15 protein-coding genes and 4 tRNA genes are annotated in these 15,748 nt (G+C 39.3%); all 19 read left to right on the forward strand.

Annotation, left to right across the window (positions count from 1 at the left end; translation table 11 throughout):
- Positions 1–37 precede the first annotated feature (37 nt).
- Entirely contained in the window at positions 38–1,048 is a 1,011-nt protein-coding gene (locus AC5YD2_RS08880) for a sensor histidine kinase (RefSeq protein ID WP_496126001.1), read from the forward strand.
- A 56-nt stretch (positions 1,049–1,104) separates the two neighbouring features.
- A complete protein-coding gene (locus AC5YD2_RS08885) occupies positions 1,105–1,842 on the forward strand; it encodes a LytR/AlgR family response regulator transcription factor (RefSeq protein WP_496125987.1) in 738 nt (245 codons plus the stop codon).
- Positions 1,843–1,936: 94 nt separating this feature from the next.
- The gene (gene hemC, locus AC5YD2_RS08890; protein WP_496126002.1) at positions 1,937–2,857 is read left to right on the forward strand and encodes a hydroxymethylbilane synthase; all 921 of its coding nucleotides are present in this window, start codon (positions 1,937–1,939) and stop codon (positions 2,855–2,857) included.
- Positions 2,858–2,872: 15 nt separating this feature from the next.
- Positions 2,873–3,655: a uroporphyrinogen-III synthase gene (locus tag AC5YD2_RS08895; protein ID WP_496125988.1), complete on the forward strand. Its 783-nt coding sequence runs from the start codon at positions 2,873–2,875 to the stop codon at positions 3,653–3,655.
- Positions 3,652–4,494 carry a hypothetical protein gene (locus AC5YD2_RS08900; protein WP_496125989.1) on the forward strand — a complete coding sequence of 281 codons (843 nt, stop codon included), beginning with the start codon at positions 3,652–3,654 and terminating at the stop codon, positions 4,492–4,494. Before AC5YD2_RS08895 ends, AC5YD2_RS08900 begins: the two co-directional genes overlap by 4 nt.
- 1 nt (position 4,495) lies before the next feature.
- Positions 4,496–5,689: a heme biosynthesis protein HemY gene (locus tag AC5YD2_RS08905; RefSeq protein WP_496125990.1), complete on the forward strand. Its 1,194-nt coding sequence runs from the start codon at positions 4,496–4,498 to the stop codon at positions 5,687–5,689.
- 7 nt (positions 5,690–5,696) lie between these two features.
- Complete coding sequence (locus tag AC5YD2_RS08910; protein ID WP_496125991.1) at positions 5,697–6,125, forward strand: acyl-CoA thioesterase; 429 nt, start codon at positions 5,697–5,699, stop codon at positions 6,123–6,125.
- A 137-nt stretch (positions 6,126–6,262) separates the two neighbouring features.
- The gene (locus tag AC5YD2_RS08915) at positions 6,263–6,589 is read left to right on the forward strand and encodes an H-NS histone family protein (RefSeq protein ID WP_496125992.1); all 327 of its coding nucleotides are present in this window, start codon (positions 6,263–6,265) and stop codon (positions 6,587–6,589) included.
- Between the two features lie 162 nt (positions 6,590–6,751).
- Positions 6,752–7,495: a type II secretion system protein N gene (gspN, locus tag AC5YD2_RS08920; RefSeq protein WP_496125993.1), complete on the forward strand. Its 744-nt coding sequence runs from the start codon at positions 6,752–6,754 to the stop codon at positions 7,493–7,495.
- A complete protein-coding gene (locus tag AC5YD2_RS08925; protein ID WP_496125994.1) occupies positions 7,495–8,367 on the forward strand; it encodes a type II secretion system protein N in 873 nt (290 codons plus the stop codon). The genes gspN and AC5YD2_RS08925 overlap by 1 nt, the downstream gene beginning before the upstream one ends.
- A gap of 38 nt (positions 8,368–8,405) precedes the next feature.
- Entirely contained in the window at positions 8,406–10,673 is a 2,268-nt protein-coding gene (gene gspD / locus AC5YD2_RS08930) for a type II secretion system secretin GspD (RefSeq protein WP_496125995.1), read from the forward strand.
- Between the two features lie 68 nt (positions 10,674–10,741).
- Complete coding sequence (locus AC5YD2_RS08935) at positions 10,742–11,518, forward strand: FHA domain-containing protein (RefSeq protein WP_496125996.1); 777 nt, start codon at positions 10,742–10,744, stop codon at positions 11,516–11,518.
- A gap of 97 nt (positions 11,519–11,615) precedes the next feature.
- On the forward strand, positions 11,616–12,284 hold the full coding sequence (locus AC5YD2_RS08940) for a phosphoglycolate phosphatase (RefSeq protein ID WP_496125997.1): 669 nt from the start codon (positions 11,616–11,618) through the stop codon (positions 12,282–12,284).
- Between the two features lie 222 nt (positions 12,285–12,506).
- Positions 12,507–14,000, forward strand: coding sequence for an anthranilate synthase component I (trpE, locus tag AC5YD2_RS08945; RefSeq protein ID WP_496125998.1), 1,494 nt, complete (start codon positions 12,507–12,509; stop codon positions 13,998–14,000).
- 98 nt (positions 14,001–14,098) lie between these two features.
- Positions 14,099–14,174: transfer RNA gene (locus AC5YD2_RS08950), tRNA-Thr, on the forward strand.
- Between the two features lie 57 nt (positions 14,175–14,231).
- Positions 14,232–14,315 (forward strand) — tRNA-Tyr (locus AC5YD2_RS08955).
- Between the two features lie 38 nt (positions 14,316–14,353).
- Positions 14,354–14,429 (forward strand) — tRNA-Gly (locus AC5YD2_RS08960).
- A gap of 15 nt (positions 14,430–14,444) precedes the next feature.
- Positions 14,445–14,519: transfer RNA gene (locus tag AC5YD2_RS08965), tRNA-Thr, on the forward strand.
- Between the two features lie 137 nt (positions 14,520–14,656).
- Positions 14,657–15,748 (forward strand): elongation factor Tu (gene tuf, locus AC5YD2_RS08970; protein WP_496125999.1); only part of this gene is annotated, 1,092 nt, incomplete at its 3' end.

Consider the following 15,748-nt stretch of genomic DNA (forward strand, 5'->3'; position numbering starts at 1 on the left):
CAAAAAGGATGATATGCATTTAAATTTCTTTAAATCAATTGGGGAAAGACAATATCTCGTTGAGCTTGTTATTGCCAGCATCGTTTTGTCCTTATTGCTTTCTTTGGCTGAAGCACAGTCTTGGCAAAATCTGCAATGGACACATGTTATTTCTTATATTCTTTATATCAATTGGGTGATCTTGGCTTTTGTTGCAACGGCTGATTTTTTACAAAAGCAATTGAGATCAATTTCTCCGTTGCAAGCGATTCTGATCGGTTTTGTGTTATTACAAGGGATTATTTTGCTCAGTAGTACGGTATTAAATATCGTAATCTACTATGGTCGAAATTTTTCCTTACAAAATTTTCCATACCGAATATTAATAGAACAATTGGTACTACACAGTAGTTATGGGGTGTTATTAGGTGCCTTTTGTTTGCGATATATCTATGTCCGTGATGAATGGTTAAAACAGCAAAATAGTGAGCTCAGTGCGAAGGTTCAAGCGTTGCAAGCAAGGATCCATCCACATTTTTTATTTAATAGTTTAAATAGTGTAGTGAGCTTGATTGGAAGTGATCCTGATAAAGCGGAACAAATGTTAATCGATTTGTCTCGCTTGTTTAGAGCCAGTTTTAAAGAGATGAAACTGGTTTCTTTAAAAGAAGAAATTGAGCTGTGTAAGCACTATTTGTCGATTGAGAAAATACGTTTGGGTGGTCGTTTAGAAGTAGAGTGGAACATCCAACAACCTGAACGAATTCAAGAGGTTTTGATCCCGATCTTGACTTTACAACCCTTGATTGAAAACAGTATCTTTCATGGCGTTGAGAAAAAGTTGATTAATGGCAAAATTGGGATACTGGTTGAAATATTGCAAAATCAAGTCACTATAGTCATTACTAACCCGTTTATTGCAGATAAAATGGCAATGAGGGAGAGCAATGGTATTGCTTTAGATAATGTAAAGCAGAGATTGAAAGCGCACTTTGGATATCAGGTGCAATTTCGAAGCCACGCAGGAAATGGAATTTTCACAACCTTTGTCCAATACCGATATAAGTAGAAAATTCAAGTTAACATATTAAAATAAACAGCGTTAACTCAAGCCAAGGAGGAGCAATGGACATCCTAATTTGTGATGATGAACCACTCGCCGTCGAACGATTATCACGACTGGTGACTCAATTGGGGCATCATGTGGTTGCAACGGCGCATCATGGTCAGCAAGCAATTGATTATGTCCAACAGTATGAACCTGATGTCGTGTTACTTGATATTCAGATGCCTGAAATGGATGGTCTGACTTGTGCACAGCATTTAAATCAAATCCATCCGATGCCCGCAGTGGTATTTTGTACGGCTTACGATGAGCACGCTTTAACTGCAATTCAGTCTCAAGCAAAAGGATATTTGCTTAAACCCATTTCAAAAATAGAACTAGAACAAGTGTTAGAGAATGTGACCAAACTAACGCAGGCCCAATTGTCTCAGCTAGAACAAAAAGAACATATGGAAGAAAAAGCGCAAAGACAGCAGATTGCTGCAAAAACCTACCGAGGATTGGAGCTCATTCCAATTGAAAATATTTATTATTTCTTAGCCGATCAAAAATATGTCACGGTGAGACATAAAAATGGCAGTGTATTGATTGATGAAACGCTAAAGGATTTAGAGCAAGAATTTGCGAATAAGTTCATTCGAATACATCGAAATGCTTTAATTGCTTTGGATTATTTAGATGGTTTGGAATTGGTTGCCTCTGGTCAATATCAAGTCAGATGTCGTGAACTAGGTGAAAAATTGGCTGTGAGTCGACGTCATTTGCCAATGCTGAGAGAGAGAATTCAAAACTTTTGAATATGATCTTAATGCTAAGGCCTAAATTATTTACTTGCATTTTTGATATAGCAGGGTAAGTTTAGGGTGTTTAAAGTTTGGCAGTGCTGAAATGATCAAAACCTTAAAAATCGCAACGCGTCAGAGTCCACTTGCATTATGGCAAGCAGAACATATTCGTGAGCGATTAGAAACCTTACATGTAGGTCTTAAAGTTGAATTGGTTACTTTTGTAACGCAAGGAGACAAGATTCTAGACACACCTTTGGCAAAAATTGGTGGTAAAGGTTTATTTGTTAAAGAGCTTGAAGCTGCCTTACTCGATGGTCGTGCTGATCTTGCAGTGCACTCAATGAAAGATGTGCCAATGCAGTTGCCTCAAGGTTTGGAGCTTGCAGTGATTTGCGAGCGTGAAGATCCATTTGATGCCTTTGTATCGAATCAATATGCACATTTTGATGATTTACCTCAAGGTGCCAAGCTGGGCACTTCAAGTTTACGCCGTAAAAGCCAAATTCTAAAACAACGTGCAGATTTAGAGGTTGTTGATTTACGTGGAAATGTAGGAACACGATTATCAAAACTCGATGCAGGTCAGTACGATGCGATTATTTTGGCTAGTGCAGGATTAAAACGTTTAAATCTGAATGATCGTATTCGACATACATTATCTGCAGAGGTGAGTCTGCCTGCTGTAGGGCAAGGTGCGCTAGGTTTAGAGTGTCGTAGTCAAGATCAAGATGTATTGGATTTGATTATGCCGTTAATGCATCAAGAATCGAATGCTTGTGTACGTGCTGAGCGTGCATTTAATGCTTATCTGGAAGGGGGTTGCCAAGTACCTATTGCTGGATTTGCAACTTTAAACAATGATCAACTTCACCTAGAAGGTCGAGTGGGTAGTGTTGATGGTCAAGTTTTGCTACAGGCTTTAGTTTCAGGTCATCCAAATGATGCTGAGGAACTTGGTATTGAACTTGCTAAAAAATTATTAGATCAGGGTGCGGGTGAATTACTTAAAGCACTTTATCAATAAGCTTTAAATCATCACATGCTGTTTGTAAATACTCGCCCAGCTGATCGTGCTCAAGCATTAACACAATGTCTTGAGCAGGTTAATTTCAAAGTGGTTGTTTTGCCTGTGTTAGAGCTGCGTGCGCGACCATTTGATCAATCACTTCAAGAACTCTATTTAAAATTAGAGTCAACTCGAATTATTGTTGTCGTCAGTCCTACTGCTGTTGAAATCGGATTGTCATATTTAGAGCATTCAGGGCTTATGATCAGTGATTTAGCTCATATTCAATGGGTTGCTGTAGGTAAAAAGACTGCGAATGCATTAAAGCGTTATGGTATTGAAAGTCATATTCCAGAGGTTGAAACCTCAGAAGGAATGTTGAGTTTACCGCTGTTTGAGCATTTGCAACCAGATCAAAATATTGCATTTTGGCGTGGTGAAGGTGGGCGTCAATTTATGATGCAATCACTTCAGCAACCACAGCGACAGGTGTTGAACTTTGTATTGTATGAGCGATTTTGCCCTGAAAATGCTGATGTGAATTTTCAAACATTTTTAAGCTTAACTTGTGATTTTAAGCCACCTTATTGGATGTGTATCAGTAGTGAGGCGAGCTGGAAAAATTGGTTAAAGCTATGTGAGCAGCATTTAGATGTTTTACAACAATGTCACATCTTGGTTTTGGGTGAGCGTTTGTATCAATTGCTGAAAGATGATAAAAAAAATCTAAATATTGATTTTGACATGACGCGTGTCGATGATTTAGATCCTCGTCTGATTGTGCGTACCATAAATGATCTGAAAAAGGTGCTATGAAGAAATTTCTCTATGTGATCGGCATTTTAATGCTCTGTTGGCTTGCTAAGCTCAGTTATGATGTGGTGCTGATGCAAAAACAGCTACTCGAAACACAGAATAATTTGCGTAAAGCTGAGCAGACTGCAGCACATGTGAATGATCAATTGGTTTCATTACAGAGAAAATCTATACCTGCACCTACTTCACAAAGTCATCCCAAGTTTCAAGAGCAACAGACTGATAATGAAATTGCAGGATTAAATCCTATAACTTTGATTAAACAACGATTAGAGTTAGTCAATTTTGCAATTCAGCAGCAGCAATATATTTATGCGCTTGAACAGTTAAATGAAACTGATCAAAGCGTGGAAAAAAATGACCTCGCTGAAACTTTGAAATTGGCTCTGCATCAAGCCATAGCTCAGGATAAACTCGTCATACAGCAGTATGTTGCTTCACGAGCGACCCAACAAGAGCAACTGTCTGAAGCTTTACAATCGATTGAACGTCATCTTAAAACAGAACTTAACTCATCAGAAATAAAGTTAGTACAGGATGGTCAGCAATCTTGGTGGAGTCAGTGGTTTAAATTAGATCGTGTTGAACAAAATACGCCAGTACTGATCAATAGAAAGCTGATTTTGAAAGAAATCCAATTGCGTATGATATTGGCTCAGCAGGCGCTAACACGTGGAGAGTTTTTAGAATATCAATCTATGCTGGATTTAATGATTAGTGAATTAGAAAAACTTCCAGATGGTTATAGTCAAAAATTAAAACAAAGCATAATTAAGCTTAAGCAGAACAAAATGAATCCAGTACCAAAATTAAGTAGCTTAGCTATTTTGGAGTCATAGAATGAAGCAGATCATCATGATTTATGCAGTAATCGCGCTGTTATTATTTGCTTTGATGAGTGTGCTTAGTTATGGCGTAGGTGGTGGCTATGTTTATGTACTTTGGTACGGTATACAGTTGCAAACTAATGTATGGGTCATTGTTTTTACGGTATTGTTTTTCAGCTTCATCATTAGAGTTTGCGCTATTGTTATAAAAAGATATTTAAATCGAGAAAAAAGAAAAATACAGCATGTCACAAGTTTTAAAGATTTACATAGTTATGAACAATTAGGGGTTCTTTGGTTATTGGGTGCTGAAGCTCAAGAGGAGCGTTTTATTCAGCCCACTTTCGGACACTCGGGTTTATTAAACCAAACCATTCAAGCGAATTTGTTGATTAAAAAGAATCAACCGAGCGAGGCACTGAACATCCTCGAAGATAGTCCTGCCGATGCATTTGAATTGGCTGAATTACAACGTATCAAAGCGTACTTGATCCAAAATGATGGTGATCAAGCACTGACACATCTAGAATTCTTGAATGGGCATCAATTATCTCCTTGGCTTGTGGACTTACAAGAAAGCTATGAAAAAAAGCTGATTCAACTGTGGGGTATTTTTGCAGTTCAATTTCCTTGGATTTATTTAAAATCGACACAACACGGTCATCTAGATGCTGTGGCTAAATATGATTGGCTTTTTCAATTGTTAAAAAATATTGATAATGCCTCTGAATATGATTTGGAATTATTGAAGGAGCGATATTTAGAGCAACAAGAGTATATTTTAAGCTTGGCTTATGAAACTAAAGTTTTGTGGCTTAAACTATTATCTCGTTTTCCAGATATGGCAGAACAGCATGGTGATTTAGCTATAAGGTTGCTGGATGAGCGTTTTGATCAAGATGTATTTTATTTGTGGTTTCAACAACAGTTGTTGAAACAAAACCCGGATTTTTTATTGGTTGAAAAACAGATAAATGATTTAGAGATAAAATATCCAAGCATGCCAATATTGTCTTTTGCTTTATGGCATATCTATAACGCAACAGAGCGAGAAGATGAAGCAAATAAAATTTTAGAGCTCTATCCAGATAATATTATGATGAATTATTTGCGAATTAAATCGACTTTAAATGGTGATGAATTACTGATTCAACAGTTAAATTCGGTCTTTGAAAAAGACAGTAATTACATGCAAGTTAAAATATGAGTTTAAAATGAAAGTTGAGAATTGTGCAGTAAGCTTCGAGCAAAAGGTGGCTTGGGGTGACATGGATGCCTTTGGTCATGTGAATAACGTGATCTATTATCGATATATAGAAAGTGCACGAATTGAGTATTTCAATCAGTTGAATTTATTTTCTCATGCTATTAATACGGTTGTTGCTTCGAGTCAATGCCAATATTTAAAACCTGTTGTTTATCCAGATACGCTACATATTGGTGCAAAGGTTGTAGAGATACGTAATTCTGCATTTCGTATGGAATATTATTTATTCAGTGAGATGCAAAATAGTATTGTTGCGATAGCAGAAGCAGTTGTTGTTTGTGTAGATCAAATTGAAATGAAAAAAATAACCCTTCCTGAAGAGATTAAAATGGCTATTATTCGTTTGGAAAAGCAAATAAATAATCATTTAACGTAATACTTTTAATTTTGTGTTTTTTTATGTATACCGTTTAATGATCAAGTTGATAATTGTTTATAATAAAAATATTATAACTAAAGTTATTTTGATGTTAAATTCTAATAATTATTTTATTGAATTCATTTGGAGTATGTATGATGCCAGATATTAGTAATCTGTCAGTTGAAGAATTGAGAAAATTAACAGCGCAGGCTGAAGCTTTAATCGAATCAAAAAAAGATCAAGCAATAGAAGATGCTTATAATCAAATTATTGAAATTGCAAACTCAGCGGGTTTGACTTTAGAACAATTTATTGAGTATGGGTCGCATAAACGTAAAAAAACCACACGTAAATCTGTCGAGCCTCGTTACCGTAACAAAAATAATGTTGCAGACACTTGGACAGGTCGTGGCAAACAACCGCGTTGGTTGGTGGCTGAACTTGAAAAGGGTGCAAAATTAGAAGATTTTCTAATTTAACTTTTTACGAAATCGTAAATCAGTAATTGAATGATAGAACCAAGCTAAAATGCTTGGTTTTTTTATCCCCATCAATTGGCGATTGTTAAAATATATGCATAATGGGGTGAGTCTTGATATGACTGTAAAGGAATAATAAATGAGAAAATCGGTATTCATCACATGCAGATAAAGTCTAAGCAAACAGTTTGGTGGGGAATTGCTGTTGTTGCTTTTCTTATTTTTGTTGTATTGCAAATACCAGCATCGTGGTTGATTTCTAAATTTTATAAAAATAATCAGATTTTAAAAAATGTCAGTGGCAATATTTGGCATGGTCAGGCGGATTGGAAAAAAGGTCAGTTACAAGGCTCTGTAGAATGGAATACACGACCATTGGATTTGATCTTATTACGTTTGGGTGCAGACTTAAAAATTCATAGTGGTCAGACACAAGTGGATGCTGTTGTTGCTTATGGATTAGGCAAAGCAGTACATATTAAAAATGTAAATGGTCAAATTTCATCAGATACCTTGAAAAATGTCATTAACTGGCAATGGCCAAGCAATAGTATTCAACTCCAAGATGTTCAATTGAGTTTTAATCGTGAGAAAGGATTTTCTAAAGCAGATGGTGGCTTGCAATGGGGCGGTGGACCATTGGTGTATACCTTCGGGCAAAGACAAGATCGGATGGAAGTGCCTTCTTTAAAAAGTGATGTAAAAGATGAAGCTGGAAAGTTAATTCTGGATGTACAAGATCAGCGTGGTCAAAAGATGGCAAACTTGAATATTGATCAAAGCTTGATGCTAGATGTGCAATTGACGCAGCGGTTATTGCAGAATGTACCATCGTACACTGGTAAGGCGGGTCTAGATACCTATGTGTTAAGTTCTCGGCAACCTTTGTTAGGTGGAGGTTCTTAATGCAAAAGCTAAAAGCAAAACTTGATACTTTATCTTGGGGTCAAGCTGATCGTTTGGCACCTTTAGCACTACTGATTCTTATTTTGCTGTTGTGTTGGAAGTTGGCGAGTTTATTTTGGTGGACGATAGCACCCCCTCAATTGATTCAAGTTGAACCAGTTAATATTGGATCTCAGCAAGCGCAAGTCCCGAATATTTCTGCATTTTCATTGTTTCAAGAAGCAGGTGCGACAGCATCAAGTGCGGATGCAAACTTAGCCATGCAGTTACAGGGCGTGTTCGTTGCTTCACCGAGTACAAACTCTTCTGCTGTAATTAAAGTGAATGAACTTTCTGATCGTTATGTGGTCGGTGAAAATATTGAAAATAGTTCTTACCGCTTGTCTGAGGTGTATTGGGATCGCGTGGTCTTACAGCAATCTAGTGGTGCAACTAAAGAGCTGCTATTTTCTGGCATTGAAAATTTAAATCAATCGATGTCACCTGAGAGTGCTCAGCAAAATGTCGCTACAGCAAATCAAGCGCCAAATAGCCAGATGCCAAATAGTCAATCCTCATCTAATGCCAATAATGGTCAACGTGCCTTAGGTCAGGCGATTGATCAAATCCAAGAAAACAGAGAGCAATATTTAAAAAATATGGGGGTGAATGCTTCTAACGGTCAAGGTTATGAAGTCACAGATCAAACCCCTTCAGCACTACGTAATAAATTGGGTTTAAGATCAGGAGATCGCATTCTTTCTTTAAATGGGCAACCTGTAGGTCAAGGACAATCCGATGCTCAGCTGTTAGAACAAGCTAAGAAAGACGGTAAAGTGCGAATAGAAATTAAGCGTGGTGATCAAGTGATGACCATCCAACAAGATTTGTAAGTGTGTTACTAAAAAATTATTAGGATAGATAATAAGTTATGGATTTTTGGAATCATAATCGTTCAGTTTTGGCGGCAGTAGCGGTAGCACCAGTTTTAGCGGTATTGAGTGTTTCTGCACAAGCTCAGACGTGGAAGATTAATCTACGTGATGCAGACCTGACCGCCTTTATTAGTGAGGTTGCCGATATTACAGGGAAGAACTTTGCTGTCGATCCGCGAGTCCGAGGTAATGTCACGGTTATTTCAAATAAAGCCCTAAATAAAAATGAAGTTTATGATTTATTTTTAGGCGTATTGAATGTGAATGGCGTGGTGGCGATTCCATCAGGAAATTCGATTCGTCTAGTCCCTGATAGTAATGTTAAAAATGCAGGCGTTCCCTACGATCCTTCTAAAAATGCGCGAGGTGATCAAGTTGTTACTCGCGTCATTTGGCTTGAAAACACCAACCCCAATGACTTAATTCCTGCGTTACGTCCTTTGATGCCTCAATTTGCTCATCTGGCTGCAGTACAAGGCACCAATGCTCTGATTGTGTCTGATCGTGCCAGTAATATTTTTCAAATTGAAACTTTGATTCGTAATTTAGATGGAACAGGTCAAAATGATATTGAGGCTGTGACTTTGCAGCACAGTCAAGCTGAAGAGATTATTGAACAACTCAGTGCAATTAGTGCCACAGGGTCATCCAAGGATTTTGCAGGGTCAAGAGTGCGGATTATTGCGGATATTCGTACCAATCGAATTGTACTCAAAGGTGATACCAGTACACGTAAGCGCTTACGTAATATGATTGAAATGCTAGATGTGCCTTCTGCTGATCGTTTAGGTGGTATGAAGGTATTTAAGCTGAAATATGCCAGTGCCAAGAATTTATCTGAAATTCTACAAGGTTTAGTGACAGGCCAAGCTGTTCAGTCCTCTACAAACAATGCTTCAAACTCTAATTTGAATAACCCATCCACTAATTTAAACACCAACTCTAATGCGAATAGTACAAGCAACAATTCAATCAATACGCCTGCCATTAGTTTGAATAGCGGTAACAACTCGAGCAACCAAAATAATATCACCAGCTTTAATGGCAATGGCGTCAGTATCATTGCGGATAACACGCAAAATGCATTGGTGGTAAAAGCAGATCCACAATTGATGCGAGAAATTGAAGCTGCGATTCAGCAGTTAGACACCCGCCGTGAGCAAGTGTTGATTGAGGCTGCCATTATTGAGCTGGAGGGTACCGATATGGACCAGCTTGGTGTGCAGTGGGCCATGGGGGATATCAGTAGTGGTATTGGTCTCATTAATTTTTCAGATGTAGGAACAGGCTTGGCTCAGTTAGCAGGAGGTATTTTGGCTGGTGGTGCAAATGCTTTAGCTGGGATTGGAGATGGTGCTTCGATTGCTTTGGGGGATTATAAACAAAACTCAGATGGTTCAAGAGAGCTATATGGAGCTCTCATCCAAGCATTGAAGCAAAATACGAATTCTAATTTGTTATCCACTCCTTCAATTGTGACATTGGATAATGAAGAAGCTTACATTGTGGTGGGGCAAAATGTTCCTTTTGAGACAGGTTCTGTCTCCACAGGCGTGGCAGGTGTAAATCCATATACGACTTTAGAGCGTAAAGATATTGGTGTAACGCTTAAAGTCGTTCCTCGGATTGGTGAGGGAGGCTCTGTTCATTTACAGGTTGAACAGGAAGTTTCAGCTATTGCTGCTCGTGGGCAAGCACGAGATCTTGTGACCAATAAACGTGCTATTAAAACTTCTGTAATCGCTGATCATGGTCAAACTGTGGTTCTGGGAGGATTGATTGAGGATAGTTCAAGTACGGGTCGTCAAGGAGTTCCTGGTTTGAGCTCTATTCCTGGATTGGGTCGCTTATTTCAAGCCAATAGTAAGAATGTATCAAAGCGTAATTTATTGGTCTTTATTCATCCAACGATTATTCGTAATAATCATGATGCACAGCGTTTAACTCGTCAGAAGTACGATCGTTTATATAGCTTACAATTGGCAATGGACAAAAATGGTAGCTTTGCCAAATTACCTGATAACGTAGATGATATTTATCAACCACGATTGCCTGTAAGTAAAACTCCAGTGCCAGCAAAACCTACGGTTTATCAAAGTGTCCCATCGGGCGGAACCCATAAAGGCTCAAAAGTGGTAACAACGCCTTTAGCCGTTGAACCTATTCGTGTTCCAAATGGCCAGCCTGTTCAGGTTCAACCGACACAAGAAGTTGAAAAGACTAAGAATACTGTGACCACAACCACGATTCGCTCTGCATCTTGATGGCGTAGGCTTAGTAAAATTAAATCAGCATGTTAAGATATTTTAAACTTTGAAGTGAGCAGATCAATATGACTTGGAAATTGCAAACCATTAACGGTGAATTCACTGGTACGGAAATTACAATCGAACGTGATATGTTGGTTGGTCGTCATCAAGAAGCAGATATTGTTTTGGCTGCTGCTGAAATTTCACGTCGCCACGCTGCTTTTTTGCTTAAAGAACAAGCACTATATGTTCAAGATCTGAAATCTTCAAATGGTACTTTTGTCAATGATGTGCGTGTTGAAAATGAATCATTGCTCAAAGATGGTGATATTGTTCAGTTTGCTAGTTTAAAATTTTCTGTCCTTGCGCCTGCCATTATTCAGACTCAAATGGATGAGCCTGAAGTCATTGTACAGCCTGCTGAAGCTGTCGCAACTTCAGAGCTTCCAGTCACTCAAGTTCATTCGACTCAACAGACAGAGCCTGTCGAAGACCTTAAAGTCAAACAGCAAAGCGATTTCCCTGTTGTTGAAGAAGTGATTGCTGAGCAAGTTGTTGCAGAAAAAACAGTCGCAGAAAAAATGAATGATCAAGGTATGCCTGATCTTAAAGAGCGTGATGCGAATGTAAAACTTTCACCTGAAGGTATGCCACAAAATGTGGGTATTCCTAAACCTGCACCGATTCCTGCAGACGTGGATTTAAATGCAAAACCAGTTCGTCATGAAGCATGTGAAGTGGATATCCCTGCAACGTGTGTAGAGCAAGAAAAAGAAACTCAAAAGAATGCAACGATTGGCTTGATGGCATTACTTGCAATTATCTTTATCGCAGTCATTGCGTGGTTTATTTTTAACTAAGCCTTGTTGGTAATTGTTGATAAGTGATTAAAGATCAGGGCATGCATTAGGCATGCCTTTTATCTATCTAATGAATGAAAAGTATTGGGGAAACAACATGTCGATAGCAAAACTGGATCAGCGTGAATTAATTTTATTTGATTTGGATGGAACATTGGTTGATTCGGCATTTGACCTGTATCGTGCAATGAATATGAGTCTGAGTGTACTTAAACTACCACGCGTCACAGAGCATCAAGTCAGAACATGGATAGGAAAAGGCACGTCTTTATTTTGTGAGAGTGTTTTAAAGTATTTAACAGGTCAAGTTGAGCCTCAGCAGCATCAATTGCTACTGGATACTTTTCTTGAAATTTACAATGCTGAACCTTGTGTGGATACTCAACCTTTCGATGGCATTGTTGAGTTTTTGGAATGGGGTGTGACACATCAAAAAATCATGATCTGTGTGACCAATAAACCTGAAATACCGGCACGCAAGATTCTTGAAGTATTGAAGATGGATCATTATTTTGCAGATGTCATTGGTGGTGATCGCTTTGAAGTGCGAAAACCAGATCCTAAGCCACTTTTGCACTGTGTTGAGGCTTTTCATTCAACACCTGCGCAAACGCTAATGATTGGTGATTCTAGCAATGATGTAGAAGCGGCACGCCGTGCGGGTATCGATTGTATTGTGGTGAGCTATGGCTATAATCATGGTGAAGATATTCAATTGTGTCATCCACAACAAGTGGTTGATAACTTAAAAGCGTTACTGATTTAAGCGCATTGAGTAATCAAAAATGTTAGCTCTATAAACTAAAGTGATCAGTCAAACTCAAGTTAATCGCAAATAAAATTGAAAGGAAAATCTTGAGATTTTATTTTAAAAACAATGTGAGAAAGGGAAGAGGGATGGAAAGTAAAAGTACTTTTCGATGGCGTTACTAAGTTTGACATTATTTTATTCAACTTAGATCAATCGAAAACTTAAGAGATATTCCTCATGACCACTCAAAGTCAGTTCCAACAATTAGAATCACAAGGCTACAACCTCATTCCTGTTTATCGTCAGCGTCTGGCGGATACCGATACACCTTTATCTGTATTTGCCCGGTTGAAAGACCATCAACAAGCCTATTTATTTGAATCTGTAGAAGGGGGTGAGAACTGGGCGCGCTATTCGATTATTGGCTTGGGTGAATCAACTGTTTTTTCATGTAATGAAGGGCAACTCACGATTCAGCAAGCGAATGGTTCTATACAAACACAAGCGTGTAGTGATCCTTTTCAATATATTCGTGATTTTCAGTCGCAGTTTAGAGTACCGAGTCAAAAAGAGCTGCCAGACTTACCGAGCTTTACCGGGGGGCTCGTGGGTTACTTGGGATATGACTCAGTTCGATATATCGAACCACGTTTGAAAAACATTCCTCAAGCTGATCCTGTTGGTATTCCTGATTTATGGTTAATGCTCTCTAAAACAGTGATTGTGTTTGATAACCTCAAAGACACGCTATTTATTATTGTGCATGCAGACACACAAGATGCAGATGCATTTAATCAGGCGCAGGCAAAGCTAGATCATATAGAGGCTTTACTGGCGACGCCTATTAGTTTGCAAGCCAAAAAACATAGTGCACCACATTTTGAATCGCTGACAGGTAAAGAGAAATATCTAGAATCGATTGAGATTGTAAAGGAATACATTCGGGCAGGAGATGTGATGCAAGTTGTGCCTGGGCATCGCATGGTTTCAGATTTTGATGGTGATCCACTACAAGTTTATCGCGCGCTAAGACATCTCAATCCTTCTCCATATCTATTCTTAGTGCAGGGCAGAACACTGGGTGATAACAAAGCATTCCACATTGTGGGTTCATCTCCTGAAATTTTATCCCGCTTAGAAAATGGTATTGCAACTGTACGTCCATTGGCGGGAACGCGGCCACGTGGCAAAACCAAAGAGGAAGATTTAGCTTTAGAGCAAGATCTGTTGTCTGATGAAAAAGAAATCGCAGAACATTTAATGTTGATCGATTTAGGCCGAAATGATGTCGGTCGTATCTCTAAAATTGGAAAAGTGCAAGTGACTGATCGAATGGTGATCGAACGCTATTCGCATGTCATGCACATTGTTTCGAATGTACAGGGTGAGGTTAGAGATGATGTCGATGCTTTGGATGTTTTTAAAGCCACTTTCCCAGCAGGAACACTTTCGGGTGCACCAAAAATCCGTGCCATGGAAATTATTGATGAAGTTGAGCCAGTAAAACGTGGAATTTTTGGTGGAGCGGTTGGTTATTTAGGCTGGCATGGTGAAATGGACATGTCGATTGCGATTCGCACCTGTGTGATTCGTGAAAATAAGGTCTATGTTCAGGCTGGAGCAGGGTTGGTTGCAGACTCAAATCCTGAATCAGAATGGAATGAAACCCAAATAAAAGCTCGCGCAGTGATCAAAGCGGTTGAATTATCATCAAACGGATTGATTTTGTGAGTTTTTAGCATTTTTTTTCAAAAAAACACTTGCACGGATTTCAAGTTTTGCTAAACTGCACACCGTTCCGATACGAAACGTATCAAACACTAAGAAGCGCCGGCATAGCTCAGTTGGTAGAGCAACTGACTTGTAATCAGTAGGTCCACAGTTCGAATCCGTGTGCCGGCACCATCTTAGAGGGTTTGAGAAATCGAGTAAAAGAGCGACACTGAAAGTAAGTGTAAAAATGGTGAGGTTCCCGAGCGGTCAAAGGGGGCGGACTGTAACTCCGCTACGAAAGTTTCGAAGGTTCGAATCCTTCCCTCACCACCAATTTTTAAGACTTCAATAAGTGGATGTACCAACATCGTGCGGGAGTAGCTCAGTTGGTAGAGCGGCAGCCTTCCAAGCTGCATGTCGCGAGTTCGACCCTCGTCTCCCGCTCCATTGAAGCGAAAATTTGCTCTTATAGCTCAGTGGTAGAGCACTCCCTTGGTAAGGGAGAGGTCTCGAGTTCAAATCTCGATAAGAGCTCCAGATTACAGTTTAGTGATTTTTATCACAAAGTTAAATAAAGCAGGCTATTTAGTCTGCTTTTTAAGTATTCAGGGTGTCTATTTTTTAGTCGATTTTAGCAATCTTAGAGTTGTGTCGACGTAAACGAGGAAAATCTCATGGCTAAGGCTAAGTTTGAACGTAATAAGCCACACGTTAACGTGGGCACAATTGGTCACGTCGACCATGGTAAAACAACTTTAACAGCTGCAATTGCAACTGTTTGTGCAAAAACTTTTGGTGGTGAAGCGAAAGACTACGCTGCAATTGACTCTGCACCTGAAGAAAAAGCACGTGGTATTACGATTAATACTTCACACGTTGAGTATGACTCAGTTATTCGTCACTACGCACACGTAGACTGCCCAGGTCACGCCGATTATGTTAAGAACATGATTACTGGTGCTGCTCAGATGGATGGTGCGATCCTTGTGTGTGCTGCGACTGATGGTCCAATGCCACAAACTCGTGAACACATCCTTCTTTCTCGTCAGGTAGGTGTACCTTACATCGTTGTATTCTTAAACAAATGCGACCTTGTTGATGACGAAGAGCTTCTTGAACTCGTTGAAATGGAAGTTCGTGAACTTCTTTCTACTTATGACTTCCCTGGTGATGATACTCCAATCATCCGTGGTTCTGCTCTTCTTGCACTTAACGGTGACCAAGGTCAATACGGCGAGCCAGCTGTTGTTGCTCTTGTTGAAGCGCTTGACTCTTACATTCCAGAGCCAGAACGTGCAATCGATAAAGCATTCCTTATGCCAATCGAAGACGTATTCTCAATCTCAGGTCGTGGTACAGTAGTGACTGGCCGTGTTGAGTCTGGTATCGTTAAAGTAGGCGAGTCTGTTGAAATCGTTGGTATCCGTGATACACAAGTAACGACAGTTACTGGTGTTGAAATGTTCCGTAAATTGCTTGACGAAGGTCGTGCTGGCGAGAACTGTGGTGTACTTCTACGTGGTACTAAACGTGAAGACGTTCAACGTGGTCAAGTATTGACTAAACCAGGTGCGATCAAACCGCACACTAAATTCGATGCAGAAGTATACGTACTTTCTAAAGAAGAAGGTGGTCGTCATACTCCATTCCTTAACGGTTACCGTCCACAGTTCTACTTCCGTACAACTGACGTAACTGGCGCGATCTCTCTTCAAGAAGGCGTTGAAATGGTTATGCCTGGTGACAACGTAGAAATGTCAGTAGAA

The sequence above is a fragment of the Acinetobacter sp. CY73 genome, from assembly GCF_059515865.1.

Excerpts from the sequence above, each read along its gene's own strand:
- AC5YD2_RS08885 (WP_496125987.1), top strand. The coding sequence starts at position 1,105 with ATGGACATCCTAATTTGTGATGATGAACCACTCGCCGTCGAACGATTA.
- AC5YD2_RS08895 (WP_496125988.1), top strand. The coding sequence starts at position 2,873 with ATGCTGTTTGTAAATACTCGCCCAGCTGATCGTGCTCAAGCATTAACA.
- AC5YD2_RS08900 (WP_496125989.1), top strand. The coding sequence starts at position 3,652 with ATGAAGAAATTTCTCTATGTGATCGGCATTTTAATGCTCTGTTGGCTT.
- AC5YD2_RS08905 (WP_496125990.1), top strand. The coding sequence starts at position 4,496 with ATGAAGCAGATCATCATGATTTATGCAGTAATCGCGCTGTTATTATTT.
- AC5YD2_RS08910 (WP_496125991.1), top strand. The coding sequence starts at position 5,697 with ATGAAAGTTGAGAATTGTGCAGTAAGCTTCGAGCAAAAGGTGGCTTGG.
- AC5YD2_RS08915 (WP_496125992.1), top strand. The coding sequence starts at position 6,263 with ATGATGCCAGATATTAGTAATCTGTCAGTTGAAGAATTGAGAAAATTA.
- gspN (WP_496125993.1), top strand. The coding sequence starts at position 6,752 with ATGCAGATAAAGTCTAAGCAAACAGTTTGGTGGGGAATTGCTGTTGTT.
- AC5YD2_RS08925 (WP_496125994.1), top strand. The coding sequence starts at position 7,495 with ATGCAAAAGCTAAAAGCAAAACTTGATACTTTATCTTGGGGTCAAGCT.
- gspD (WP_496125995.1), top strand. The coding sequence starts at position 8,406 with ATGGATTTTTGGAATCATAATCGTTCAGTTTTGGCGGCAGTAGCGGTA.
- AC5YD2_RS08935 (WP_496125996.1), top strand. The coding sequence starts at position 10,742 with ATGACTTGGAAATTGCAAACCATTAACGGTGAATTCACTGGTACGGAA.
- AC5YD2_RS08940 (WP_496125997.1), top strand. The coding sequence starts at position 11,616 with ATGTCGATAGCAAAACTGGATCAGCGTGAATTAATTTTATTTGATTTG.
- trpE (WP_496125998.1), top strand. The coding sequence starts at position 12,507 with ATGACCACTCAAAGTCAGTTCCAACAATTAGAATCACAAGGCTACAAC.